This window comes from Pseudomonas sp. LBUM1660 (assembly GCF_059695935.1).
Genome location: NZ_CP166795.1, coordinates 75616 through 101246 on the forward strand (window position 1 = coordinate 75616; position 25631 = coordinate 101246).

Genomic DNA, 25631 nt, shown 5'->3' on the forward strand with positions numbered 1-25631 from the left:
CGTCCCCTGTAGGAGCCAGGCTTGCCGGCGAAGGCGATCTCACGGGCGCTTTCGCCGGCAAGCCTGGCTCCTACAGAGGACGTCGCTTATTTGCGGTTCAGCATCACCGGCAACTGCGCCACCAACTTGGCGTTATTCAGCGGTGCGCGAATGAACCCACGCTGTGTCCCGTCCGGGCCGATCACCGCCAGGTTGCCGCTGTGATCAACCGTGTAATTCGGCTTGCTGGTATCTGCCGGAATAAACGGAATGCTCACCGCATTGGCCAGTTTCTGAATGTCTTCAACCGACGAAGCCGTCAGGCCTGTGAACTGCGGATCGAAGTAGCCCAGGTACTGTTTGAGCTGTTTGGGCGTGTCGCGGTTCGGGTCGACGCTGACCAGGATGATCTGCAACTTCGCCACGGCCTCTGGCGGCAGTTCGCTTTTGATCTGGCGCAGCTGGGCGAGGGTGGTCGGGCAGATGTCCGGGCAGAAGGTGTAGCCGAAGAACAGCAGTGACCACTTGTCTTTCAGCTCGTTGACCATCACTGGCTTGCCGTCCTGATCGGTCATCGTCACGTCCGGCAGGTTGCGGCTTTGCGGCAGCAAAATGATCCCGGCGTCGATCAATGCTGTCGGATCGCCCTGGCCTTTGCCGGACAGCACTTTGTTGATGGTCAGGCCCATGACCAGCGCGATCAGGGCGACGAGGATAAAGACGGTTTTCTGAGTTCGAGTCATAGGTTCAACAATAAGTAGTGGTCTACGAGCAGCGCGATAAACAGCAGGAACAAGTAGTAAATAGAGTACTTGAACGTGTTGATCGCCGCGTGCGGCCGAGTGCCACGGTACAGCACCACGGCCCATTGCAGAAACCTTGCGCCCAGTCCCAGGGCGCAAATCAGGTAGAGCATGCCGCTCATGTGGATCACGTAGGGCATCAGGCTGACGGCCAGCAGCACGAAGGTATAAAGCAGGATATGGACCTTGGTGTAATGCTCGCCATGGGTCACCGGCAACATCGGGATGTCAGCCTTGGCGTATTCCTCTTTGCGGTGTATGGCCAGGGCCCAGAAGTGTGGTGGGGTCCAGGCAAAGATGATCAGGACCAGCAGCAAGGGTTCGGCGCTGATATGGCCGGTGGCAGCGGTCCAGCCGAGCAACGGCGGGGCCGCACCAGCCAGGCCGCCGATGACAATGTTCTGCGGCGTCGCGCGTTTCAGGAAGCCGGTGTAGACCACCGCATAACCGAGCAAGGACGCGAGGGTCAGCCAGGCGGTCAGCGCGTTGGTGAAGGCCAGCAGTACGGCTTGCCCAAGCACCGCCAATACCAAGGCAAACGTCAGAGCCGCCGCCGGTGATACCCGACCTTCTGCCAAGGGACGTTTGTGGGTACGCGCCATCACTGCATCGATACGCCGGTCCACCACATGGTTCACCGCCGCCGCACCGCCGGCACACAACGCGATCCCCAGATTGCCGAACACCAGCACCGTCCACGGCACCCCGGCGCGGGTCGCGAGGAACATGCCGACCAGCGAGGTGATGAGCATCAGCACCACCACTTTCGGCTTGGTCAGCTCCAGGTAGTCACGCCAGATCGCCTGACTGTGACGTTCGCCGATCAGAGTCGCCATGGCATCTCTCCTTTTATTGTTATGGGCCCGGCTGAGTGTTTGCGCGGGCTGAACCGCCAGCGCGCAGGGTTTTGCTGTTTGACCCGAACCAGGCTGGTTCGCGCGTGATAATTGACCAGCACCATTGTCAGTAGCAGCGCTGCGCCACCCGCGTTGTGCGCGACGGCGACGGGCAGCGGCAAGTGGAACAAGACGTTGCTGATGCCGAGGGTGATTTGCGCGGCGAGTGCGATCAGCACCAGTCCGGCCAAGCGCGTCATGCCAACCACTTTCAGTTGCCAGGCCAGCCCCAGCAGCACGAGCGTTACCAACAACGCGCCGATGCGGTGAGTCAGGTGAATCGCCGTGCGGGCATCGCTGTCCAGTTGCCCGCCGAGGTAATTGGGGCCGATGTGTTGGGTCAGGTGAAAACCGTTGGCGAAATCAGCCGGTGGCAGCCATTGCCCATGGCAGGTCGGGAAGTCGATGCACGCCACGGCTGCATAGTTGGAACTGACCCAGCCCCCAAGGGCGACTTGCAGGATTACCAGCAGCAACCCGGCCGTCGCCCAGTGCTGCAAACGCCGTGGCACGGTCAGCGCCGGCAATACGCCGGACAATCGCAATGTCAGCAAAAACAACAGACTCAATGTCGCAAACCCGCCGAGCAAATGCCCGGTCACCACCTGCGGCCAGAGCTTGAGCGTCACCGTCCACATGCCGAACGCCGCTTGGGCGATCACCACCGCCAGCAGAAACAACGGCAACTTCACCGGTTGCCCCGGATGCCGGCGGTGCACCCAGGCGCGACCGGCCAGTACTGAAATCAACAACCCGAGGGTGCCGGCGAAATAGCGGTGGACCATCTCGTTCCAGCCTTTGTGGGCTTCGACGGGCGCATCGGGAAAATGCAATTCGGCATGGGCCAGTTGGGCTTCGCTTTTCGGCACGCTGATAAAGCCGTAGCACCCCGGCCAGTCCGGACAGCCGAGGCCGGCGTGGGTCAGGCGGGTGTAGGCGCCGAGCAACACTACAATCAGTGCCAGCAAGGTGGCAAACAGCGCGAGGCGAAATCCAGGTTTGGCCATGACGATGCCCTTATCCGATGTTCGACAGTTTCAACAGATGACGCAGGTCGTTGAGCAAGTCCTTGCCCTTCACCGTTGGGTCGTAGCGCAGCACCAGATTGCCGTGCGGGTCGATGATCCAAAGTTGTGGTGCGGCCTTGTCGCCGGTCCCGCTTTTTTTATTGAAAGCGCTGAAGGTGGTCAGGTCCATTGGGTAGCGTTGCAGTTGCGGGTATTCGCGGGTCAGCTTGGCGTCGTAATCGGCCGTCAGCGGTTGCGCAGCAGCCAGTGCGTGGCTGGCGCGTGACGCATCGCGGCTGAGGCCGATCTGGACCTGCCGCGCCAGGTACACCAGTTGCTGGCAGTCCACCGAGCACTCCTTGGGCGCGGTGACCAGCAATTGCCAACGGTCCTCTTGCGCTTGCACGCCAAGCTCGGCACGGGTCTGGCCGTTTCCGATCAGCTCGCCGTGATAGCTGCGGCCCTCCGGCACCCAGAACTGCAATTTGTACATGCCCGTGGCGAGGATCATCGGACCGATCACCCCCATCAGGATCAGCAATAACTGCAACCGGCCCTTGCGCCGACTCACCGGCGTTTTCGCCTCAGACATGCTGGGTGGATTCATGGCCGCTCCCATGGTGTTTCTCCTTTGCGTTGTGCCAGCCGAGATAGAGATAAAGGCCGAACAGGGCGATCGACATGGCGAACCACTGCACGGCATAAGCGATATGTTTTTCCGGCCCCATGGCCACTACGGGCCAATCGGCCTGGTAGGACGCGGGGCCGGCTTCTGCGCGTAACTCGTAGGCAAAACCGTCACGGTCGAGCGTCGTCCACAGCTTGGCCGGTTCGACGGCAGTGATCAGGTGTGGCCACGTGGTGGTGCTTGGGTCGGCGTGCAATTGGAAGGTGGCGCCAGGGGAGACGTAAACCCAGGCATCCAGACTCAGGGCCTGAGTCGGTGTAGTGAACTGCGGCGGGGTGCGCCGATCCGGCCACGGCAGCCAGCCACGATTGACCAGCAACCAGAGCCCGGTCGCCTGATCCTGAAACGGTTGCAGCAGTTCGACGCCGACCTTGCCGTCGCGCTGGCGGTTATCCAGCAGCAGACTGTGTGCGGCATCGAACTGACCGTGAATTCGAACCCGGCGAAAAGCCGGATCCTCGGTGTGTGGCAGCTCGGCACTGGCCATCGGTTCAGCCGCCCGGCGCTCGGAGTAGCTTTGCAACAGCGCGCTTTTCTCCGCGCCCCGGCTCAATTGCCAGAACCCGAGTGACACCAGCATGGGCAATAGAAGTGCGACCACCAGGGTCGGCACGATGCCCGGCCGGAAGCGCTTCATGGCGTCGCCAGAAAGTCGCTGGTTGCGATAGCTATACTCAAGTGCATCGCCTTCCCCCCGGAGTCCCACCATGCTCAAAGCAGCCATCGTCCTGATGCTGATTGCCACGGTTGTCAGCCTGTTCAGCGGCCTGTTTTTTCTGGTCAAGGACGACAGCAGCTCGAACCGCCTCGTCATTGCCTTGAGTGTTCGTGTTGCCCTGGCCGCCATCACCGTCGGCTTGATTGCCTGGGGTTTTTTCAGCGGCCAGTTGGTTTCTACTGCGCCTTGGTAACGCCTCAGAGCACGTAGACGAAAACGAAGAGACCGATCCACACCACGTCCACGAAGTGCCAATACCAACTCGCCGCTTCAAAACCGAACTGGTGTTCGTTATCGAAGTGCCCGCGCATGATCCGCATCAGCATCACAAACAGAATGATGGTGCCCATGGTCACGTGGGCGCCGTGGAAGCCGGTGAGCATAAAGAACGTTGCGCCGTAGATGCCCGAACCCAGCGTCAGGCCCAGTTCGTTGTAGGCGTGCATATATTCTTCGGCCTGAAAACCGAGGAACGCGCAGCCCAGCAATACGGTGATCGCCAGCCAGATTTTCAGCGCACCGCGATGGCCCTTTTTCAAGGCGTGGTGGGCGATGGTCACGGTGACGCTGGAACTCACCAGCAACACGGTATTGAGCAGCGGCAGGCCCCAGGGACTGATGACTTCCTTGGGCGGCGGAAACAGTTTTGAGTCAGGGTTATTCAGCAACGGCCAGACGAACTCGAAATTAGGCCAGAGCATATGAGCGAGGCCTTTGGCCCCTTCACCCCCGAGCGCCGGGCCGGAAATAGTTCTCACATAAAACAGAGCGCCGAAGAACGCGATGAAGAACATCACCTCCGAGAAGATGAACCAGCTCATGCCCCAGCGGAACGAGCGATCCATCTGTGCGCTGTACAACCCTTGGCGACTTTCCTTGATCACGGTTCCGAACCAGCCGAACAGCATGTAGGCCAGCAGCAGTCCACCGACGAAAAAGATCAGCGGGCCGTGAGACTCCGGCCGCGCCGCCTTCAGGTCGTTGAACCAGGTGGCCAGGCCGAACACGGTGACGAACATACCGAGCGTGGCAATGATCGGCCATTTGCTCTGGGCCGGTACGTAATAGTGCTCATGAGTTGCCATTTATTGTTCTCCTTATCGGGCACGCTCAGCCGCCAGTGTTTACAGCGACCGGTGGATGTCGGGCGGTGATATCGAACAGCGTGTAGGACAGCGTCAGGTGCTTCACTTCCTTGGGCATGTCGCGGTCAACGATGAAACGTACCGGCATCTCGATCCGTTGACCGGGCTGCAGCACTTGCTGGGTAAAGCAGAAACATTCGGTCTTGTGGAAATACGCCGCCGCGTTGCTGGGAGCGATGCTCGGCACTGCTTGCGCGCTCATCGGTTTGTCGGTCGGGTTGTGCGCGATAAAAATCATCTCGTTCACGGCCCCCGGGTTAGCCGTCAGTTCGTCACTTTTGGGATAGAAATCCCAGGACATGTCGGCGGAATTGGTCGACAGGAACTGCACGCGCACCTGGCGCGAAGTGTCGACCGTCTGCTCGCCCTCGTACTGCCCGCCGGTCTTGCCGTTGATGCCGAACGCCTTGCACATCACGTCGTAGATCGGCACCAGGGCAAAGCCGAAGACAAACATCGCCACCACGACCAACAGCAGGCGAGTGACAAGCTTCTTCATCGAAATCGAATCAGCCATGGTTTCCAGCCTCTACGCATAACCCGATAGGAGCGGGCCTTTGTGGCGAGGGAGCTTGCTCCCGCTGGGTCGCGAAGCGGCCCCAAAAGCTTGGCGTCTGCTTCGCAGCCGAGCGGGAGCAAGCTCCCTCGCTACACAAGCTCGCTTCCACAAAGGCAAGGCTGTTCATTTCACTTCCGGCGGTGTGGTGAAGGTGTGATACGGCGCCGGTGACGGGATGCTCCACTCCAGGCCTTCCGCGCCATCCCACGGTTTGGCCGGTGCCGGCTCGCCGCCGCGGATGGTCTTGATCACGATGAACAGGAAGAAGATCTGCGTGGCGCCGAACATGAACGCGCCGATCGACGACACCATGTTGAAGTCGGCGAATTGCAGGTTGTAGTCCGGAATCCGCCGCGGCATGCCCGCCAGCCCCACGAAGTGCATCGGGAAGAACGCCATGTTCATGCCGATGAACGAGAGCCAGAAGTGCAGCTTGCCGAGGGTTTCGTCGTACATGTGGCCGGTCCATTTCGGCAACCAATAGTAGGCCGAGGCGAAAATCCCGAAGATCGCCCCGGGCACCAGTACGTAGTGGAAATGCGCGACCACGAAGTAGGTGTCCTGGTACTGGAAGTCTGCCGGGGCGATGGCCAGCATCAGCCCGGAGAAGCCCCCGATGGAGAACAGGATCACGAAGGCCACCGCGAACAGCATCGGTGTCTCGAAGGTCAGTGAGCCTTGCCACATGGTGCTGGCCCAGTTGAACACTTTCACCCCGGTCGGCACCGCGATCAGCAGTGTGGCGTACATGAAGAACAACTCGCCCACCAGCGGAATGCCGACCACGAACATGTGGTGCGCCCAGACGATGAACGACAGGAACGCGATGCTCGCCGTGGCGTAGACCATCGAGGTGTAGCCAAACAGCGGTTTGCGCGAGAAGGTCGGGATGATCGAGCTGACGGCACCGAAGGCCGGCAGGATCATGATGTACACCTCGGGATGACCGAAGAACCAGAACACATGCTGGAACAGTACCGGGTCACCGCCACCGGCGGCACTGAAGAAGCTAGTGCCGAAGTGGATGTCCATCAGCATCATCGTCACGCACCCGGCCAGTACCGGCATTACCGCGATCAGCAGGAACGCGGTGATCAGCCAGGTCCAGACGAACAGCGGCATTTTCATCAACGTCATGCCGGGGGCGCGCAGGTTGAGGATGGTGGCGATCACGTTGATCGCACCCATGATCGAACTGATCCCCATCAAGTGGATGGCGAAGATGAAGAACGTCACGCTTTCCGGTGCATAGGTCGTCGACAGCGGGGCGTAGAACGTCCAGCCGAAGTTCGGTCCACCGCCGGGGGTGAACAGGGTCGACACCAGCAGGATGAATGCCGCCGGCAACAGCCAGAAGCTGAAGTTGTTCATCCGGGGCAGGGCCATGTCGGGCGCGCCGATCATCAACGGGATCATCCAGTTGGCGAGGCCGACGAACGCCGGCATCACCGCACCGAACACCATGACCAGACCGTGCATGGTGGTCATCTGATTGAAGAATTCCGGCTGGACGATTTGCAGTCCCGGCTGGAACAGCTCGGCGCGAATCACCATCGCGAACGAGCCGCCCAACAGGAACATGGAAAACGCAAACCACAGGTACAGCGTGCCGATGTCCTTGTGGTTGGTGGTCAGCACCCAACGCATCAGGCCTTTGGCGGGACCGTGGGCGTGATCGGCATGACCATGGTCATCGATGACGGCGCTCATGGCGTGTCTCCTGCAAACAGATGGGCTGGGCAGGCCGGGGCGCGCTGCCCCGACCGGTTCCTTGGTTGCGCAATAGACCGGGTCATTTGCTTTCCGCCTGTTTCAGCTCCAGCACTTCTTTAGGAGTGACCATGTCGCCTTTGTTGTTGCCCCAGGCGTTACGTTCGTAGGTCACGACCGCTGCGATATCGACTTCCGAGAGCTGTTTGCCGAACGCCGCCATGGAGGTGCCGGGCTTGCCGTGGAAGACAATGCTCAGGTGATCCTTGATCGGTCCGGTAGCGATTTTCGAGCCCTTGAGCGCCGGGAACATCGGCGGCAAGCCCTGACCTTCGGCCTGGTGACAGGCGACGCAGGTGGTGTGATAGACCTTGTCGCCGCGCTCTTTGAGTTCGTCGAGGGTCCACTCCTTGCTGGTCAGCTCTTTAAGCTGCAGGGCTTCGGCCTTGCGCTCGGCCAGCCATTTTTCGTAATCGGCCTTTTCCTTGACCTCGACCACAATCGGCATGAAGCCGTGGTCTTTGCCGCATAACTCGGCGCACTGGCCACGGTAGATGCCGGGTTTGTCGACGCGGGTCCAGGCTTCGTTGACGAACCCCGGAATCGCATCGCGCTTGACCGCAAAGGCCGGTACCCACCAGGAGTGGATAACGTCGGCCGACGTCACGAGGAAGCGCACCTTGGCGCCGATTGGCAGCACCAGCGGCTTGTCCACCTCGAGCAAGTAATGCTCGCCCTTGGTTTCCTTGTTGTGGATCTGGTCGGCGGGGGTCGTCAGGTTGCTGAAGAACTCGACGTCCTGGCCCAGGTATTTGTAATGCCACTTCCACTGATAGCCGGTGACCTGGATATCGATATCCGGCTCACTGGCGTCGTACATCTTGATCAGGGTTGCCGTCGCAGGAACCGCCATGGCCACCAGGATCAGGAAGGGCACGATGGTCCAGAGGATTTCAACGGTGGTGCTTTCATGAAATTTTGCGGCCACCTGCCCCGTGGAGCGGCGGTGGACCATCATCGACCAGAACATGGCGCCGAAGACGATGATGCCGATCACTACACAGATCCAGAAAATGGTCATGTGCAGGTCAAATACTGCGTGACTGATTTCAGTCGCTCCCGGCGCCATATTCACAGTCCAGGCGGCTTGCGCCTGGCTGAAAATCGACCACAACAGGAGGCCCATCCAGACGTGTGGATGTCGCATCATTGCGGGTTCCCCTTATCGTTCTTGTTATCCCGCCGGCTTTCACCTGCGGCAAGGGAGCGGCTTTTTCAGACTACGAAACTTGAATCGCCGAGCCTTGCTGCGTGTGCAGTCGGGCGTCATCAGCTAACTCCATTCCCACCCGAGTATAGACAGCGACTGCTACCTCGCAACGTGATGGCGTAAATGATCTGAAACAGGTGGGACTTGCGTTCAAGGGCACGAATGGAGAAGGATGCAGACGAGTGGTGGCAAATCGATATAACGGAGGCGTCTCAATAATGAAACAATTATGACAAATGCGTCTTAGCATTTTTCATAAGCCAGCTAAGTTATGTCTTCCCTATTTCATTGCCTTTGTTCCCTGGAGTTTTCATGAACACCGCCGCATTGCGCGAGCAGATCCAAAAAGCCCAACAACACGAGGCCGAAACCGGCCTGCTGACGCGTCAGCTTGAAACTCAATTGCCACACCTTCACTCCGCCATCCAATTGCCGGATGTCGACGCCAACGGCGTGATGACGCGTTTTGTGGCCGCGTATATAGAGCAAGTGCCGGACCTGCTGGATGCAGCCAATGAAGTCGCCAGGGAAGCGGGCATCGAATCACAGATCAAGCCGGTGCTGAACATCGCCGAACAGTTCTTCCTCCAGCCACCGGCAATCATGGCCGGTCATGTCGGCCTGGACAGCCTGCTGGACGAAGCCTATCTGGCGCATCGGTTGGTTGAAGAGGTCAATGACCTGTACATCAAGCATTTTGGCCAGCCACTGATTCCCTTGGACATGACTGTCGCCAACCTGATTGCCCACCAACTGATCGGCGAGGACTTCGCCAACCAGCTGGACGAGGCGGTACATCACGCCGTGGACGAGATGCTTGATGAAGAGAGTTTCGCGCTGGAGTCCGTGGAGGCTTATCGCGAAAAACTCAACAGCCCGGACACCGGCGCCGCGTGGAAGCGCTGGCCGTGCCTGTCGCGCCAGCTGGGTGTAGGGCTGGAGCTGGATCAGCCAGCGGCCTAACGCAATATCCCCCTGTAGGAGCGAGGCTTGCCCGCGAAGCTTTTGGCGTATTTGAAGACGCCTTCGCGGGCAAGCCTCGCTCCTACAGGAGGGCGATTTATGTGGCGGAACCGACTCCGGAAGTGGTCCGCAAACGCCCCTCCAACCGACGCTTCAACCCCCGCGCTTCAATCAGCAGCTTCGACCCCTTGGCCGCATTGGCCCGGCCCCATTCCTCAAGCAACTCCAGACACGAGTGATCGATGTAGCTCAGGTTATTGAGCGGCACATGCACCGTCGCGCCTGGGGGAATGGTCCCCAGCACCTGGGTCAACGCCGGCACCTTGAGAAAGGTTGCTGCTCCCGTCAATCGCAACTCCATCTCACCTTCGGCAGGCAGGTCGATCAGGCTGATTTTCAACCGCGAGGCCTTCCAGGCCAGTTTGGCCAGGGTCAATCCGAAGCCGATCAGCACGCCGGTCAACAGGTCGGTGAAGATGATTGCCAGCGCCGTCGCCGCGTAAGTGAACATCGGCATCCGGCCATAACGGCCCAGACCGCGAAAGGCCTTGAGGTCGACCAGTTTGAAACCGGTGTACACCAGCACGCCCGCCAGGCTTGCTACCGGAATGCTTTGCAGCACGCTGGACAGCAGCAAGACAAAAGCCAGCAACCACAGACCGTGGAAGATCGCCGACATTCGCGTGGTGGCGCCGGCCTGGACGTTGGCTGAACTGCGCACGATCACACCGGTCATGGGCAGCGCGCCAAGCAGACCGCAGAGCATGTTGCCGACGCCCTGAGCCGACAATTCCCGATCGAAATCGGAGCGCTGGCCGCTGTGCATGCGGTCCACTGCCGCTGCGGAGAGCAGGGTCTCGGCGCTGGCGATAAACGCCACGGCAAATGCGGCGATCAGTAAGGTCGGGTCAGCCAGATTGAGCAAGTCGGCGGGCTTCAGCCAGTCGATGGCTTCTGCCAGGTTGGCCGGGACTTCCACGCGTTTGACCTGCAAGGCGAGCATCAGGCTGGCGACCGTCGCCAGACCTACGCCAAGCAGCGCGCCGGGAATGAAACGCAGGGGGTGGGGGCGGAATTTCTCCCACAGCCACATCACCGCAATCGTCGACAGCCCAAGCAAACCGGCTTGCCAGCCAAGGGAGGGCAAGGCCTGGAGGACGGCCGCCGGGAAGGCTGCAAGGTTATCCAGTCCCGAGGGCTTGGGCACGGCGTCGAGCATCACATGCACCTGTGACAACACGATCAGTACGCCAATCCCGGCAAGCATGCCGTACACCACCGCAGGCGCCGTGACCCGAAACCAGCAGCCCAGCTTCAAGCGCCCGGCCACCAGTTGTAGAAAACCCGCCAGCAGAAGAATAGGCCCGAGCATGGCAATGCCATGCTGGCGCACCAGTTCGAACACCAGAACCGCAAGACCCGCCGCCGGGCCACTGACTTGCAGCGGTGAGCCGGCCAGCCAGCCCACGACCAGGCCACCAATGATCCCGGTGATCAAACCCTTGGCTGGCGGCAGGCCCGAGGCGATGGCGATGCCCATGCACAAGGGCAGGGCGACCAGAAACACAACCACGGACGCCAGCAGCTCCCGTGGCAGAACAGCTTTGAGTTGAGCGGCACGCATGGTGACTCTCCCGATGTTTTCTTCAGGCGTGGCAAAGCCAGGCTGCTTGATCAGCAACCTCGGCTAAACCACGCTTGGGAGGATTTAGAAGCGCGCTTTGGGCGTCGCCACGGGAATCGGATGGCTGCCATCGAGCGGCAGGAAACACCCTTTGTCCGCGTCGTAAGCTCTGATTTCGCTGGTTTCGATGTTGTAGATCCAGCCATGGATAAACAGCTGACCATTGGCCATACGCGAGGCGACCGAAGGGTGAGTGCGCAAATGCTGAAGCTGGGCGATCACGTTCTCTTCGGTGAGGACGTGCATACTTTCGCTTTCGTCAGCGCAATGGCAGTTTTCCTGGACCATGGTTTTCGCCACTTCCGCATGACGCAGCCAGGCTTTGACCGTCGGCATTTTTTCCAGGCTTTGCGGGTTGAGTACGGCGCGCATCGCTCCACAGTCGGAGTGCCCGCAAATGATGATGTGCTGTACGCCGAGGGCCAGGACCGCGTATTCGATGGCCGTGGAGACACCGCCGTTCATCTGCCCATAAGGCGGCACAACATTGCCGACGTTACGGGTCACGAACAGATCGCCGGGGGCGCTTTGGGTGATCAGTTCAGGAACGATGCGCGAATCGGCGCAGGCGATGAACATCGCTCGGGGGCTCTGGGCCGTGGCGAGTTTTTTGAAGAGTTCTTCCTGCTGGGGAAAAACCTCGTGATGAAAATGCAAAAAGCCGTCAACGATATGCTTCAGCGCTGCATCGGCGGTTTCCGCCTCGGGTTGGGCTGAAGCCGACGCAGCCAACGGCTGTTTATCCTTGTCACTCATGATTCATCCTCTTTGGCGGAGTCAGGGAATTTTCCCGTTTTGTCCGGTGTGAAGCCAGTGGCTGTTTAAAAAACATCCAGGCCGAAGATCTCGACCCGTCAGTCACTCGATGAGCAAGGTAACTGCCGAAACTTAACTCAAACTGAATCAAGCGCTCTAGTACGTGTGTTCCAGGTCACTAAAAACGTGACCAGCGTAATGGCCAAGTGCATTTCCCACTACTCAACCATAGGCCAATTGTCCTCAAATCAACGACATCTGGCGACCCGGCGGACAGAAGGCGTCGCAGTCCAGATTAAAACCTTCGCGCCGATTGAGCCCCAGTCGTTTGATGGTTTTGGCAAAGCGTTGCGCCAGCAAGTCGGCAAACGGCCCTTCACCGCGCATCCGGCTGCCAAACCGACTGTCGTAGAGTTCACCGCCACGGCTCTGGCGGATCAGGCTCAACACATGAGCGGCACGCTGCGGATAGTGGGCGGCCAGCCATTCTTCGAACAGCGGCGCCACTTCCAGCGGCAGACGCAACATCATGTAAGCCGCACTCTGGGCACCGGCTGCATGGGCCTCGGCGAGCAGGCTTTCAAGTTCGCTGTCGTTGATCATCGGAATCATCGGCGAACACAGCACGCCCACCGGGATGCCGGCTTCGCGCATCACCCGGATAGCCCGCAGCCGAGCCTTGGGCGCAGCCGCGCGCGGTTCGAGGATGCGTTTGAGCTCATCGTCGAGGGTGGTGAGGCTGATCATCACCGCCACCAGCCGTCGCTCGGCGAGTTCGGCCAGCAGGTCCAGATCCCGAAGAATCAGCGAGCCCTTGGTGATGATCGTCACGGGATGCCGATAACGCAGGAGCACTTCAAGGGTCTTGCGGGTGATTTTGTGTTCGCGCTCGATCGGCTGATAGGGATCGGTGTTGGAGCCCAGATTGATCGGCGCGCATTGATAGCCGCGTTTGGACAGCTGTTCTTCCAGCACATCGGCGGCGTTGGTCTTGGCGATCAGTTTGGTTTCGAAGTCCAGCCCCGGTGACATGTCCCAATAGGCGTGGCTGGGGCGTGCGTAGCAGTAGATGCAACCGTGCTCGCAGCCGCGGTAAGGATTGATCGAGCGGTCAAAGGGCAAATCCGGTGAGTTGTTGCGGGTGATGATGGTTTTCGCCGTTTCGATGCGCACTTCCGTGCCCTGCGTGACGGGCGCTTCCTGATACCAGCCGTCATCCTCGGCCACCGAGCGATTCGGCGCGAAGCGGTTGTGCGGGTTGGTTGCGGTGCCGCGGCCGCGAGGGGGCAGTGGGGTCGCCATCGATATGATCCTCAAGCTGTATATTCATACAGTATATGGCCGCGACCGAATAGGCCAGTGCCGTTCGGCACCTGAAAAGGTGTTAAGTCTTGAAGGGTTGTTTATTACTAATGAGTTTCTTGTAATTATGAGAAACAGATCGAAAGTAGCTTAGTTATAATCCATCGGTATTATGCGCTTCACACGATGTTGTCGTGTTCTCACTATTAAAAGGATTTAATTAATGTCGAATTACAATCAGCGCGGTGTCTTTCTACAACTGTTGGCCCCGTCTGTCGTTAGTCCGAAAGAAGTTCGGGTGTCCATGCAGTTTGCTTTGAAAGAAGAGGGTTACGACCCGGAACACCGTACGCCTACGTACTCCCTGCTGGACTCTAGCACCCATGAAGCCGTTTCGAATGACGGTGGTTTAACCTTCTCCATGCGTCAAAGCCCGGCTGACGTGAACGGTGACAGGAATGTCGATGCCCAGGACAAGGCCGTTCTGATTGCTCTGGCGACGGCGTATTCGAAAATCGTTAATCCTTGATTGTTATTGAGCGCATGAAACTTTTAAGTATTCATGCGCATGCATCTTGAGTAAGTACTTAAAGCGGTATGGGATTTTAGTACCGCTTTTTTTTATTAAGCGCCAGTCCGTACGAAAGCAGGTTTAAATCCTTCAATTCACGGTTCTTTGACAGAAGTCTCACGGGCCTTTGACTGCTCAGGGCGGAAGCTAGTGGCACCTAACCATTTTTCCCCACACGGTCGTCCGAGCATGCCCCGATTGCGCTTCTTACCTGCTACATGCCTGTTGTCGCTGGCCGCACTTTTCAACCTGACGGTGGCCTTTGCGGACGACGCCGATTTGCCCCGCCCGGCGGAATGGGCCCAGCCGGTCGAGGTGCAATACAACCTCTACCAAATGACCCCGACGCTTTACCGCAGCGCCTTGCCCGACAGCGGCGCCGTATCGTTGCTGAAAAAACTCAACGTCGCGACCGTCATCAATTTTCTGCCCGAGTCGGATTCAAGCTGGTTGACCGCGCCGGACATTACTCAGGTGCAACTGCCCTATCGCACCAATCACGTGGATGACGCCCAGGTGCTCAAAGCCCTTCGTGCCATCCAGACCGCCGAATCCCATGGCCCGGTGCTCATGCACTGCAAACACGGTTCGGACCGCACCGGCCTGATGTCGGCGATGTATCGGGTGGTGGTGCAAGGCTGGAGCAAGGACGACGCCCTGAGCGAAATGACCCAGGGCGGCTTTGGTGACAGCACCCATTTCAAGGACGGTGTGCGTTACATGATGCAGGCCGATGCCGACAAGCTTCGGACCGCGCTCGCCAACGGCGATTGCAGCACCAGCCCGTTTGCGGCCTGCTCGATGAAGAATTGGTTCAAATCCGCCCACGTCGAATAAGCATCAGTGCATCGGGCAGCCGCTACTGGCCGGCATCGCGAAAAAGCTGTCGGCGATCGGGCGTCCTTGGAATTCTTCCAGGGCCACCAGCAGCGAGCGCGAATCCCCCGGTGAAAAAAAGGCTTCGCGAAAGGCCTTGCCTGTTTGCGGGTTGAACACCCACTCGCGCTGAAACCGTTTGAACGCCTCGGTCGCCAGTACACCCGACCATTTGTAGGCGTAAACCGACGCCGCGTACCCGGTCACCATGTAATCGAAGCTGTTGGCAAACCGACAATAGGGCGGCAGTTGCAGGTGAGGGATCTCTCGCAGCACGTCGTCGAAAATGTGTTCAACGCTTCGGCCATCACCTTGGTTGCGGTGCAATTCGAAGTCGAACAATGACGCCATTAACAGCTCTGCGGTTTGCCGACTGGTATGGGTGCGAATGGCTGCCAGCGCTGCATCGACGCGTGCTTCGCTCAGGCGCTCGCCGGTCTGGTGGTGTGCGGCCAGCCACAGCACAAACTCCCCTGACAGGCACCAAAGTTCGAACAATTGCCCGGTGAATTCTGCCGTGTCGCGTCCCAGCTGGGTAATACCGGACAGGCGATGGTGAGGCGAGCGGGCCAGCACGTGCTGCAAGCAATGGCCAAATTCATGGAACAGAACGCGCAGGTCCTTATGGGCGAGAAGGCAAGGACGCTCGGCGTTCCCGGGCGTGAAGTTGCCATGAAGCACGGCGATCGGCAGCGTCAACCGACCTTCGGCATCCAGCCGCCGATTTCGTGGCGTGGAGGTCCAGGCAAAGTCCGGCGCTTCATCCCGATGAAAAGGGTCGAGGTAAATGTGCCCGACGACCTGGCCATGCTCGCTGATTTCAAACAGGCGCACGCTGTCATGCCAGCGGCTGACTACCCGCTGTTCGACGATCTGGATGCCAAACATGCGCTCGCTGAACAGGCAAAGTCGATGCAGCGTCCCGTCCAGTGGAAAGTACGATCTCAGTTCTTTCAACGCCCCGCCGAAACGTTGCTGGCGTAGTTGTTCGGCGAGAAACTCGTGATCCCAAGCTTTGACCTCAATAATGCCGCGCTCAAGCGCAAATGCCTTGAGTTCTTGTGCGTCCTTCTCGAGTTCCGGTGCTGCCTGCACGATTTGCCGCCGCAGGAAACCGGTGACTTGCTCGGTGGATTCGGCCATTTCCGTTACAAGGCTGAGTTGCGCGAAGTTCTCATACCCCAGCAACCTGGCTTTCTGGTGACGCATGGACAACAGCAGCTCCAGCACCGGACCATTATCGAAATGCCCGTCGTGCGGACCTTGATCGGAAGCCCGGGTGGAGTAGGCGACAAAATATTCTTCGCGCAGGGATCGGTCTTCGGCATAGGCCATGACGCGAGTGAAAGTGTCCTGGTCCAGACGCATCAGCCAGCCTTCGTGCCCTGCCAGTTGCGCGTTGACTGCCAGACGCTCCAGTGTCGCCGCAGACAAACCGCGCAATTGCGAGACGTCGTCGATGCGCTTGGTCCAGGCTGCGCTGGCGCCTTCCAGGTGGGTCATGAACAGGCTTTGCAGCACCCCGATGTCGCGATTCAGCCGGGCCAGCGTCTGCTGTTGGTCGATGGGCAGTTCGATGCCGGACAAGCGAAACCGGCGCAGAATCTTGTTCAAAACCGCTTTGCGCGGCTCATCGTAATTCGACGCAGCCGGACTCTGCGCCAGCCGCTGATAAGCCCGGAACAGAGCGTGATTGCCCATCTTTTCAGATTTGTACTGCGCAGCGGCGTCGCTGCAAGTCGCGCTGGCTGCGTCCCAGGCCTTGCCCTCATGTTTCACCATAGAAAGGGTTTCGATGACACCCATGGCCTCATCCAGACGCGCATCGGTTTCATCAACGGCCAATACCAGATCATCCCAGTTCGGGATCGTGGATTGACTCGCGATAATCCCGGCAATGGCCTGGCGGTTTTCGGCAACAAGGGTGTCGATGGCAGGCACCAGGTGCTCGGCGCGGATGTCCGGCCAGGGCGGCAGGTCCCAGTGCTGCAACAGTGGATTGTTATCAGGCATGGCGTCTTCCTTGAGTAGGGCTGAGGGATTCAGCCTAAGGAGGAAGCGCGGGGGAAGGGTGGTAAATAGATACCACCTTCCACCCGGTCAAAGGGTGGAAGATGGCGTTGGCTCAGTGTTGCTCGTCAGGCTTTTTCTTCAGCTTCGGGTTCGGGAAGAACTGCACCGCCTGAACCTTGGTGTCCGGCACCTTGAGCGCCGAAGTGTTGACCCGCGTGCCCAATTCCTTGGGCACCGACAGACCTTGTTCATTGAGCGTGTCCGAATAACCGCAGGCCACGCATTCGCGATGCGGGACCTCGTCTTCGTTCCACATCATCAATTTGTCCGGCTCGCTGCATGCCGGGCAGACCGCCCCGGCGATAAAGCGTTTTTTCGTGATCACAGGCCCCTCGTTCATGCTGCCGCGTCCTCACTCAGGCCGCTATGGCGCAAGAGTGCGTCAATCGATGGGGCACGGCCACGGAAGTCGACGAACAGCACCATGGGTTCCTGAGAACCGCCACGCGCCAGGATCGCTTCGCGGAACGCACGACCTGTTTCGGCATTGAGCACGCCGTCTTCTTCGAACTTCGAGAAGGCGTCGGCCGACAGCACTTCAGCCCACTTGTAGCTGTAGTAACCCGCCGCGTAACCGCCGGCGAAGATGTGGGCAAAGCTGTTCGGGAAGCGGTTGTAGGCCGGTGGGCGCATCACCGAGACCTCGTCACGCACACCTTCGAGCACTTGCAGCACGCTGCGGCCGTCGCCGTGGGTGGCGTGCAGTTCGAAGTCGAACAGCGAGAACTCCAACTGACGAACCATCATCAGGCCAGACTGGAAGTTCTTCGCCGCGAGCATTTTCTCTAGGAGATCCTGAGGTAGCGGCTCGCCGGTTTCGTAGTGACCGGAGATCAGCGCCAGACCTTCTGGCTCCCAGCACCAGTTTTCCATGAACTGACTTGGCAGCTCGACCGCATCCCAGGCCACTCCGTTGATGCCGGACACGCCGGCGTGTTCGACGCGAGTCAGCAGGTGATGCAGGCCATGGCCGAACTCGTGGAACAGGGTGGTGACTTCATCGTGGGTTAGCAGGGCTGGTTTGCCGCTGTCGGCCGGGGTGAAGTTGCACACCAGATTGGCCACCGGGCTTTGCAGCACGCCGCTGATCGTGCGGCGACGGTCGCGGGCGCCGTCCATCCAGGCTCCGCCACGCTTGTTGGCGCGGGCATAGAGGTCAAAGAAGAAGCGGCCGACGTGCTGGCCGTTTTCCTTGATTTCGAACAGGCGGACATCGGGGTGCCAGGCGTCGAACCCTTTCAGCTCGGCGATCTCGATGCCGTACAGGCGCTGGACGATGGCGAACAGGCCGCCCAGCACTTTGTCGATCGGGAAGTAGGCGCGCAGTGCTTCCTGGGCCACGCTGTAACGCTGCTCGCGAAGTTTTTCGCCGTAGAAGCCGCTGTCCCAGCTTTGCAGGTCCGGGCAGCCTTGTTCGGCGGCGTAGGCCTTGAGCTGTTCCAGGTCCTGGGCGGCGAACGGTTTGCTGCGTTTGGCCAGATCGCGCAGGAAACTCAGTACCTGATCGCTGGATTCGGCCATTTTGGTGGCCAGGCTCAGTTCCGAGAAACTGGCGAAGCCGAGCAGTTTGGCCAGCTCCTGACGCAGACCGAGGATGTCTTCCATGACCGGGCCGTTATCGTTCTGACCGGCGTTCGGGCCTTGGTCCGACGCACGGGTGCAGTAGGCGGCGTAGACTTCTTCGCGCAGGGCACGGTCCTGGGCGTAGGTCATCACCGCGTAATAGCTCGGGAATTCCAGGGTGATGAGGAAGCCGTCCAGATCTTTTGCCTGTGCCGCGGCGGCCATTTGCGCCTTGGCCGAATCGGTGAGGCCGATGAGGGCGGCTTCATCGGTCACGTGCTTGGTCCAGGCTTGAGTCGCGTCGAGCAGCTGGTTGGAGAAGCGGCTGCCCAGCTCCGACAATTTGCTTTGCACTTCGGCGTAGCGCTTCTGTTCGGCTTCCGGCAGGTCGATACCCGACAGACGGAAGTCACGCAGGGAGTGTTCCAGGATAGTTTTCTGCGCCACGTCGAAACCGGCGGCTTCCGGGCTGTTCGCCAAGGCTTCGAAGGCCTCGAACAGCTCACGGTTCTGGCCCAGCTCGGTGGAGTAGGCGCTCAAGGCGGGCAGGCAGGACTCGTAGGCTTCGCGCAGTTCGGCGCTGTTGCACACGGCATTCAGGTGGCTGACCGGGCTCCAGGCGGCGCCCAGACGATCGTTCAGTTCGTCCATCGCCAGCACCAGGCCGGCCCAAGTCGGTTGTTTGCCCTGGCTGTTGAGGATCTCAATAATGGCGGCACGGTTGTCAGCCAGGATCTGTTCAATGGCCGGTTGCACGTGTTCGGCACGGATCGCCGAGAACGGCGGCAGGTCGTAGGACTGCAAAAGAGGGTTGTTCACGCTCACGGTTGGCACCTTGGCTGGAAGAAACATGCGGCCATCTTAATTACAATCGACGCTCACCGCAGCTATCAGCAACAGAGAGAAACCCTATCGTGACCCTTCGCAAGTATCAGAACCACACGCCGCTGTTGGGCAAAGGCGCTTTTGTCGACGGCTCGGCGGTGGTGATCGGCGACGTTGAAATCGGCGAAGACAGCTCGGTCTGGCCGCTGACAGTGATTCGTGGCGACATGCACCGCATCCGTATCGGTGCGCGCACCAGTGTCCAGGATGGTTGCGTGCTTCACATCACTCACGCCGGGCCGTTCAATCCCGATGGCTTTCCCTGCTTGATCGGAGACGATGTGACCATTGCCCATAAGGTCATGCTGCATGGCTGCAGGGTCGGCAACCGGATTCTGATCGGCATGGGCAGCATCGTCATGGATGGCGCGGTAATCGAGGACGATGTGATTGTCGGCGCGGGCAGCCTGGTGCCGCCGGGCAAGCGTCTGGAAAGCGGCTTCCTGTATGTCGGCAGCCCCGTGAAGAAAATCCGCCCGCTGACGGACAAGGAAAATGCCTTTTTCACCTACAGCGCGGCGAACTACGTGAAGCTCAAGAATTTGCATCTGGCTGAAGGCTACGACCAGCTTTGAGCCTTCGCCCTAATTCAGGATTCAACATGCATTACCAAACTGTACTGTTCGACCTCGATGGCACCCTGACCGACCCGCGCGAGGGCATCACCCGTTCGATCCAGTTCGCCCTTAGCAAACTGGGCATCGATGAACCGGACTTGACCAAGCTCGAGCACTTCATCGGCCCGCCGTTGTTGCAGGCGTTCATGCAGTTCTACGACTTCGACGAGCCCAAGGCCTGGGAAGCGGTGAATTTCTATCGCGAACGCTTCAAGGTTACCGGCCTGTATGAAAACCGTGTGTTCGACGGCGTCACACCGCTGCTGGAAACTCTCGGCGGGCAAGGGCGACAGTTGTTCATCGCAACCTCCAAGCCGTGGGTGTTCGCCCGAGAAATCGCCCGGCACTTCGACTTCGCCAAGCACTTCAAGGTGATTTACGGCAGCGAACTGGACGGAACACGCACCAACAAAGTCGAGTTGATTGCCCACCTGATGGCCGAAGAAGGCCTGGACCCGGCCAGCACCCTGATGATCGGCGACCGCAAACACGACCTGATCGGCGCGCGCAGCAACGGGCTGGATGCGGCGGCGGTTGGATACGGTTTTGGCAGCCGGGAAGAATTGAGCGCAGAAGCACCGACCTATCACTTTGAAACGCTGGATGAGATGCATCAGGCGTTTTTGCGGCGTTGATCAGTACGCGTTCGCGGGCAAGCCTCGCTCCTACAAAAGCAACGTAGATCCCGTAGGAGCGAGGCTTGCCCGCGAAGAGGCCCGCCCAGATACATCCTGTGCAACAGTTACCACCCAAGTCCCTTCTAATCGTCCTAGGCTCAAAGTCTGAGGTCACGATCAAGGAGGATCATTAATGTCAGAGCTAAAACATGCTCATCGATTGCGCACCGGCCGATATTCGGAGCCCGGACAGATTTACCTCCTGACAGCCGTCGTTTTGAACCGGCAACCGTTATTCCATGACTTCAAGAGTGGGCGACTGGTAGTCGATGCCCTGAAAGCTGCTGAGCAAGAAGGGTTTGCGACGTCAATGGCCTGGGTCGTCATGCCCGATCATTTCCATTGGCTGATCGAGTTACAGAATATTCAGTTACCCAGTTTGATGGCTCGAACCAAATCACGCATCGCAGTAACGCTTAATCGCTCGGCAGGACGCCAAGGTCCGGTTTGGCAACATGGTTATCACGATCGCGCCATTCGTAAGGAAGAAGATCTACAGGCAGTTGCTCGCTACATCGTCGCCAATCCGTTGCGAGCTGGCTTGGTCGAGAGGGTAGGGGATTATCCGCTGTGGGACGCGATCTGGTTGTGAGGTTGAAAACGCGTTCGCGGGCAAGCCTCGCTCCGACAAAAGCAACGTAGATCCCGTAGGAGCGAGGCTTGCCCGCGGAGGCCCGCCCAGCCACCAGATTTTATGACCCCGCCAAAGCCTTCAGCACCAACTTGCGCTCAGCCATCGGCAACGCACCAAGCTGTTCGACTGCCGCATAAAACCTCAGCCAATCCCCACCCTCCTGCCTGAACAGCGCCGTAAACGCTGGCACCCATTGGTCATACAACCCAAACGGCAATAAGCGGGCATTGTTCATCGGCGCATTGATCCACGCGTCATAGCGTTTATCCCCGGCCCAGCGGCTGTCGCGCAGTTGTCGATATTCAAGACGCAGGCGTTCGAACTCTGCTGCTTTGCGCTGGCGCATCTGGTCGGTGGGCAGCGGCAGGGCGTAGAGCTTTTCGAGTCGCGTGCGAGTGTCCAGAACCAATTGAATGAACAGGTCCCGCTGCTGCGCCTGCGCGCCGTTGTCCGGTGCCAGACCACGTGATGCACGCCATTGCCGGGTGCCTTCCTGCTCGACGAAGGTGGCGAAGGACTCGTTGAACTCGGTGTCGTCCTTTACATAGACGCGCTGATGAGCGAGCTCATGGAAGATCAGCGTCGCCAGCCGCTCGTCGCCCCAACCCATCATGGAGCTGAGAATCGGATCGTTGAACCAGCCGAGCGTCGAATAGGCCTCGACGCCGCCAATCGATACGTCCATACCTTTCAGGCGTTGCAAGGCCGCCTCGCCGCGGGCGGCACTCTGGCTGTAATAACCGCGATAGGCGACGCAACCAGCGATGGGGAAACAATGATTTTGCGGTGTCAGGGAAAATTCGGGCGTGGCAAAGACGTTCCAGACCACGAACGGCCGGCCAATGTCGGCGTACAGGCGGTAGCTTTGGTTATCGGGCAGATGCAGCTGTTGGCTGGCGAATGTCCGGGCCTTTTGCGACTTGGTCAGGTGCGCACGCAGCCTCGGATCGCGAGACGGATCGGCCACCACGTCGGCCACCGGCTCCCTGGCCCTGAGCAACTGCAACTGACCACTGGCCAATTGGCTGTAATAGCTGACGCCGGCGCAGCCGCTGAGGAATAAAAGCAACACACCTGGAAACAAAACCCGCAAAACGCGATCAAGTAACCCATGGCTTGGAAGCGGCCTGATCAAAATAAAATCATCCCTGGAGAGTCTGCCCGCAAGACTATCCCGCCTGACTGGAGCTCCGCTATGCGCAAATTGATGCTGACGGGAGGCTTGTTGATGCTGACCGGTTGTGCCGGATTTGGATTACCTCACCACGATCCGTCGCAAGCGTGGATCGACCTGGACTCACAGCAAGAAGACACCGCCCTGCAAGCGCTGGAAGTCGATGACAAGGCCTCTACCGACAAGCGCTATTTCGAAGTGCATCCGGGCAGTCATGAGCTGACGGTGCGTTACCAGTTTCCGGTCCAGCCCACCAACATCGGCCCTGACGCCGAACCGCTATGGCGTGATTGCCAGTTGAATGTGAAATTCAATGACTTCAACGCCGGTGAGCGGTATCAGCTGCAAGCGGGGAATATCGGCTTCCGGCCGTGGGCCAAACTCTATGATCAGCAACGAAAAGTGATTGGCCAGGGCACACCGGCGGGCTGCCAACGCAGCTAATCGGCGTTATGCTGAATGACCATCCTTTGGGACATTCATCATGCGCAGGTTGATGCTGTTGCTCGCGGCAGGTGTGGTTGCCGGCTGCCAGAGCCCGTTACCGGCGGTAAATCCGCAGATGGCCTGGATCGATTTCTCGACGCCATTCCCCAACGACAAGTTGCTGATGGCAGAGCGACTGGACAAACAGCGATTGCGAGACGGGCGTTTTTTCCAGGTGACGCCCGGTAGCCATGAGCTGGTCGTCAGGTTCGACTTTGAAGTGCCCGGTGGCGGGGGCATGGGCATGATGAGCTCCCCCACGGAGCGGCTGTGCTACCTGACCCTCAACTATGATCATTTCGAAGCCGGCCAGCGTTATGTGCTGGAGGGCCGTTCGATCGCGTTCACTCCTGGCGCCCGGTTGTACAACGCCAAGCGAGAGATCGTCGCTGAAGATCGGGAGGCCTATTGCCTGATGTGAGGCGAATCAGCGGTCGTTTTTCTGGTAGATGATTTTTTTGGTGCCGCCTTCGCAGGTGCCGACGACCATGTTCTGATCGTGAACTTCTTCGTTGGTGACGATTTCCAGGGTGTAGGACGAGACGTTATTGGCCTGGATCTTGGCCTCGATCTCGGCCTTGAGTTCTTCACAGGATTTCGGTGCCGCCAGGGCCGAAGTGGCCAGAGCGCAACAGATAATCGCCAAGGCAAAACGTTTCATGGTTGAAGCTCCATTGAGGCAGCGCGCAGGGGACTGCGTTTCAGCTGCTGTCATTTATTCGACCACAGTTTGGTAAAGCGAGTTCTGACATTGCTCACAAAGCGCAGGTTTAGCCGTTGGGATGTGTCGCTTACAAGATTGCCTTCGCGAGCAAGCCCGCTCGCACATTTTGAGATGCATTCTACATGTGGGAGCGGGCTTGCTCGCGAAGGCGTCAGTACATTCAGCGCATGATCATCAGCTAACCAATGTCGCATCCAGGCTGATCTTCGCGTTCAGCACTTTGGACACCGGGCAACCTTCTTTGGCCTTGTTGCTCAGCTCCTCGAACTGCGCCTGAGTGGCCCCGGGGATTTTCGCCTTGAGGATCAATTTCACCGCCGTGATCGCAAAACCACCGTCGACTTGGTCCAGGGTGACTTCAGCATTGGTATCGATGCTGTCGGCCTTGAGCCCGGCATCACCCAGGATCATCGAAAACGCCATCGAGAAACATCCCGCATGCGCCGCGCCGATCAGTTCTTCCGGATTGGTGCCTTTGCCGCCTTCGAAACGAGCCTTGAAGCCGTAGGGCGCTTCTCTGAGTACACCGGTTTCAGTGGAGATCGAGCCGATGCCCGTTTTCAGATCACCTTCCCAATGAGCCGATGCTTTCTTTGTAATAGCCATGTCTGCCTCCTCAAGATCCGGCGCGAAACGTCGCACCTTCGTGGTTTTCGGTTGCTAGGGTTCTGAGGATAGACGGTGGTGCAAAGTTCACCTCATCTCATAAGTCCTACCGTTTTCGTAGGAATTTATGTCTTGGCTATTGAATCTCGGGTATATGCCCTCATTGCATGAAGCACGCTTATAGATTCGGCAGGTTTTCGTTCGCAAGAAAAAACCTGCGCCCTCAATTGGAGAAGCAGGCTTATGAAACGACTGTCCGATATCAAGTTCTCGACCCTTGATCTGGTGCCCGTGCGAGAGAACGGCAGCGCGGCCCAGTCGCTGCGTAATTCCCTGAACCTGGCACAGCATGTCGAAAAACTCGGCTATAACCGCTTCTGGGTTGCCGAACACCACAACATGGACGGCATCGCCAGTTCCGCCACCTCGGTACTGCTCGGCTACCTGGCCGGTGGCACGACGACCATTCGTGTCGGCTCCGGCGGCGTGATGCTGCCCAACCACGCGCCACTGGTGATCGCGGAGCAATTTGGCACCCTCGAAAGTCTGTATCCAGGCCGGATCGATCTGGGTCTGGGGCGCGCGCCCGGATCCGATCAAATGACTGCCCGCGCCCTGCGTCGCGAACGATCCGGCAGCGCCGACGAGTTTCCGGAAGATGTCACCGAGCTGATGCGTTATCTCGGCCCACGCACGCCTGACCAGCGAATCATCGCTATGCCCGGCACTGACACCAATGTCCCTGTCTGGTTGCTGGGCTCTAGCCTGTTCAGTGCACAACTGGCCGGTGAACGCGGTTTGCCCTACGCCTTCGCCTCGCATTTTGCACCGCGCTTCATGCATGAGGCGATTCGCGTCTACCGCAATCACTTCAAGCCTTCGGCGGTGCTGGATAAACCGTATGTGATGCTCGGTGTGCCGCTGGTGGCCGCTGACACTGACGAACAGGCGGATTACCTGGCGACTTCGGTCTATCAGCGCATTCTGGCGTTGATGCGTGGCCAAAGCCTGGTGCAGCGTCCGCCGGTGAAAACCATGGATGGCTTGTGGCTGCCCCATGAGAAAGAAGCCGTGGGTGATTTCCTCGGACTTGCGATGGTGGGCAGCCCGCAGAAAATCCGCGCCAAGCTGGAAGTGCTGATCGAGCAGACTCAGGCAGACGAGCTGATTTTCACCTGCGATCTGTACGAACATGCGGATCGGGTACATTCCTATGAACTGCTGGCGCAGGTCATGAAGGGCTGAAGCTCAAATAGCGAGCACAA

General features: G+C 59.1%; 28 protein-coding genes. 10 read left to right on the plus strand and 18 right to left on the minus strand.

Annotated features, from left to right (window positions below):
• Positions 1-86: 86 nt before the first annotated feature.
• Genes ACA068_RS00360 through ACA068_RS00380 form a run of 5 tightly spaced genes read right to left on the minus strand, consistent with a single transcriptional unit; the run spans position 87 to position 4010 of the window.
• Complete coding sequence (locus tag ACA068_RS00360; RefSeq protein WP_497306772.1) at positions 87-722, minus strand: SCO family protein; 636 nt, start codon at positions 720-722, stop codon at positions 87-89.
• The gene (gene cyoE, locus ACA068_RS00365; protein WP_497306773.1) at positions 719-1618 is read right to left on the minus strand and encodes a heme o synthase; all 900 of its coding nucleotides are present in this window, start codon (positions 1616-1618) and stop codon (positions 719-721) included. Before cyoE ends, ACA068_RS00360 begins: the two co-directional genes overlap by 4 nt.
• Positions 1606-2685, minus strand: coding sequence for a COX15/CtaA family protein (locus tag ACA068_RS00370; RefSeq protein ID WP_403105296.1), 1080 nt, complete (start codon positions 2683-2685; stop codon positions 1606-1608). Before ACA068_RS00370 ends, cyoE begins: the two co-directional genes overlap by 13 nt.
• Positions 2686-2695: 10 nt before the next feature.
• Complete coding sequence (locus ACA068_RS00375; protein ID WP_497306775.1) at positions 2696-3304, minus strand: PA_0111/PP_0108 family redox-active disulfide protein; 609 nt, start codon at positions 3302-3304, stop codon at positions 2696-2698.
• The gene (locus tag ACA068_RS00380) at positions 3270-4010 is read right to left on the minus strand and encodes an SURF1 family protein (RefSeq protein WP_497306777.1); all 741 of its coding nucleotides are present in this window, start codon (positions 4008-4010) and stop codon (positions 3270-3272) included. The genes ACA068_RS00375 and ACA068_RS00380 overlap by 35 nt, the downstream gene beginning before the upstream one ends.
• Before the next feature lie 70 nt (positions 4011-4080).
• Between ACA068_RS00380 and ACA068_RS00385 the strand changes: the two genes are divergently transcribed.
• Positions 4081-4284 carry a twin transmembrane helix small protein gene (locus ACA068_RS00385; RefSeq protein WP_094469789.1) on the plus strand — a complete coding sequence of 68 codons (204 nt, stop codon included), beginning with the start codon at positions 4081-4083 and terminating at the stop codon, positions 4282-4284.
• 4 nt (positions 4285-4288) lie between these two features.
• On the opposite strand, the gene ACA068_RS00390 is transcribed toward ACA068_RS00385, so the two are convergent.
• The 4 genes from ACA068_RS00390 to coxB form a co-directional block, all read right to left on the minus strand.
• Positions 4289-5176, minus strand: a complete 888-nt coding sequence (locus ACA068_RS00390; RefSeq protein ID WP_497306779.1) for a cytochrome c oxidase subunit 3 — start codon at positions 5174-5176, stop codon at positions 4289-4291.
• A gap of 25 nt (positions 5177-5201) precedes the next feature.
• Positions 5202-5753 (minus strand): cytochrome c oxidase assembly protein, encoded by a 552-nt coding sequence (locus ACA068_RS00395; RefSeq protein WP_497306781.1) that lies wholly within the window; start codon positions 5751-5753, stop codon positions 5202-5204.
• 165 nt (positions 5754-5918) lie between these two features.
• Positions 5919-7505: a cytochrome c oxidase subunit I gene (gene ctaD, locus ACA068_RS00400; RefSeq protein ID WP_461956485.1), complete on the minus strand. Its 1587-nt coding sequence runs from the start codon at positions 7503-7505 to the stop codon at positions 5919-5921.
• An 82-nt stretch (positions 7506-7587) separates the two neighbouring features.
• The gene (coxB, locus tag ACA068_RS00405; RefSeq protein WP_497306783.1) at positions 7588-8715 is read right to left on the minus strand and encodes a cytochrome c oxidase subunit II; all 1128 of its coding nucleotides are present in this window, start codon (positions 8713-8715) and stop codon (positions 7588-7590) included.
• Between the two features lie 372 nt (positions 8716-9087).
• Between coxB and ACA068_RS00410 the strand changes: the two genes are divergently transcribed.
• The gene (locus tag ACA068_RS00410) at positions 9088-9738 is read left to right on the plus strand and encodes a hypothetical protein (RefSeq protein ID WP_497306785.1); all 651 of its coding nucleotides are present in this window, start codon (positions 9088-9090) and stop codon (positions 9736-9738) included.
• Positions 9739-9835: 97 nt separating this feature from the next.
• Here the strand turns inward: ACA068_RS00410 and ACA068_RS00415 are convergent, their stop codons facing one another.
• From ACA068_RS00415 to ACA068_RS00425, 3 genes are all read right to left on the minus strand, one after another.
• Positions 9836-11362: a SulP family inorganic anion transporter gene (locus ACA068_RS00415; RefSeq protein WP_497306787.1), complete on the minus strand. Its 1527-nt coding sequence runs from the start codon at positions 11360-11362 to the stop codon at positions 9836-9838.
• Positions 11363-11446: 84 nt separating this feature from the next.
• Entirely contained in the window at positions 11447-12178 is a 732-nt protein-coding gene (locus ACA068_RS00420) for a carbonic anhydrase (RefSeq protein WP_109627117.1), read from the minus strand.
• 243 nt (positions 12179-12421) lie between these two features.
• Complete coding sequence (locus ACA068_RS00425; RefSeq protein WP_497306788.1) at positions 12422-13480, minus strand: PA0069 family radical SAM protein; 1059 nt, start codon at positions 13478-13480, stop codon at positions 12422-12424.
• 223 nt (positions 13481-13703) lie between these two features.
• Here ACA068_RS00425 and ACA068_RS00430 point away from each other — a divergent pair, with 223 nt between their 5' ends.
• Both ACA068_RS00430 and ACA068_RS00435 read left to right on the plus strand, forming a co-directional pair.
• Complete coding sequence (locus ACA068_RS00430) at positions 13704-14009, plus strand: hypothetical protein (protein WP_497306790.1); 306 nt, start codon at positions 13704-13706, stop codon at positions 14007-14009.
• A 231-nt stretch (positions 14010-14240) separates the two neighbouring features.
• Positions 14241-14888, plus strand: coding sequence for a phosphatase domain-containing protein (locus ACA068_RS00435; protein WP_497306792.1), 648 nt, complete (start codon positions 14241-14243; stop codon positions 14886-14888).
• A gap of 3 nt (positions 14889-14891) precedes the next feature.
• Here the strand turns inward: ACA068_RS00435 and ACA068_RS00440 are convergent, their stop codons facing one another.
• The 3 genes from ACA068_RS00440 to prlC all read right to left on the minus strand — a co-directional run bounded on the left by ACA068_RS00440 (position 14892) and on the right by prlC (position 19388).
• Complete coding sequence (locus ACA068_RS00440; protein WP_497306794.1) at positions 14892-16940, minus strand: M3 family metallopeptidase; 2049 nt, start codon at positions 16938-16940, stop codon at positions 14892-14894.
• Positions 16941-17052: 112 nt separating this feature from the next.
• Complete coding sequence (locus ACA068_RS00445; protein WP_497306796.1) at positions 17053-17340, minus strand: YheV family putative zinc ribbon protein; 288 nt, start codon at positions 17338-17340, stop codon at positions 17053-17055.
• Complete coding sequence (prlC, locus tag ACA068_RS00450) at positions 17337-19388, minus strand: oligopeptidase A (protein WP_497306797.1); 2052 nt, start codon at positions 19386-19388, stop codon at positions 17337-17339. The genes ACA068_RS00445 and prlC overlap by 4 nt, the downstream gene beginning before the upstream one ends.
• 89 nt (positions 19389-19477) lie before the next feature.
• On the opposite strand from prlC, the gene ACA068_RS00455 reads away from it, so the two are divergent.
• The 3 genes from ACA068_RS00455 (at position 19478) to ACA068_RS00465 (ending at position 21334) form a co-directional block, all read left to right on the plus strand.
• A complete protein-coding gene (locus ACA068_RS00455; RefSeq protein WP_497306798.1) occupies positions 19478-20023 on the plus strand; it encodes a gamma carbonic anhydrase family protein in 546 nt (181 codons plus the stop codon).
• Between the two features lie 26 nt (positions 20024-20049).
• Positions 20050-20700: an HAD family hydrolase gene (locus ACA068_RS00460; protein WP_497306800.1), complete on the plus strand. Its 651-nt coding sequence runs from the start codon at positions 20050-20052 to the stop codon at positions 20698-20700.
• A gap of 175 nt (positions 20701-20875) precedes the next feature.
• Complete coding sequence (locus ACA068_RS00465; RefSeq protein ID WP_497306802.1) at positions 20876-21334, plus strand: REP-associated tyrosine transposase; 459 nt, start codon at positions 20876-20878, stop codon at positions 21332-21334.
• A gap of 100 nt (positions 21335-21434) precedes the next feature.
• Here the strand turns inward: ACA068_RS00465 and ACA068_RS00470 are convergent, their stop codons facing one another.
• Positions 21435-22511 carry an aminopeptidase gene (locus ACA068_RS00470; protein WP_497306803.1) on the minus strand — a complete coding sequence of 359 codons (1077 nt, stop codon included), beginning with the start codon at positions 22509-22511 and terminating at the stop codon, positions 21435-21437.
• Between the two features lie 60 nt (positions 22512-22571).
• On the opposite strand from ACA068_RS00470, the gene ACA068_RS00475 reads away from it, so the two are divergent.
• Together ACA068_RS00475 and ACA068_RS00480 are read left to right on the plus strand one after the other, a co-directional pair.
• Positions 22572-22994: a PA0061/PA0062 family lipoprotein gene (locus tag ACA068_RS00475; RefSeq protein WP_497296848.1), complete on the plus strand. Its 423-nt coding sequence runs from the start codon at positions 22572-22574 to the stop codon at positions 22992-22994.
• A gap of 40 nt (positions 22995-23034) precedes the next feature.
• Entirely contained in the window at positions 23035-23457 is a 423-nt protein-coding gene (locus ACA068_RS00480) for a PA0061/PA0062 family lipoprotein (RefSeq protein WP_497306805.1), read from the plus strand.
• Positions 23458-23463: 6 nt separating this feature from the next.
• On the opposite strand, the gene ACA068_RS00485 is transcribed toward ACA068_RS00480, so the two are convergent.
• Together ACA068_RS00485 and ACA068_RS00490 are read right to left on the minus strand one after the other, a co-directional pair.
• On the minus strand, positions 23464-23697 hold the full coding sequence (locus ACA068_RS00485; RefSeq protein ID WP_497306806.1) for a DUF1161 domain-containing protein: 234 nt from the start codon (positions 23695-23697) through the stop codon (positions 23464-23466).
• Positions 23698-23934: 237 nt separating this feature from the next.
• Positions 23935-24366 (minus strand): OsmC family protein, encoded by a 432-nt coding sequence (locus tag ACA068_RS00490; protein WP_008152515.1) that lies wholly within the window; start codon positions 24364-24366, stop codon positions 23935-23937.
• A 243-nt stretch (positions 24367-24609) separates the two neighbouring features.
• Here ACA068_RS00490 and ACA068_RS00495 point away from each other — a divergent pair, with 243 nt between their 5' ends.
• On the plus strand, positions 24610-25611 hold the full coding sequence (locus ACA068_RS00495; protein WP_497306808.1) for an LLM class flavin-dependent oxidoreductase: 1002 nt from the start codon (positions 24610-24612) through the stop codon (positions 25609-25611).
• Positions 25612-25631: the final 20 nt, after the last annotated feature.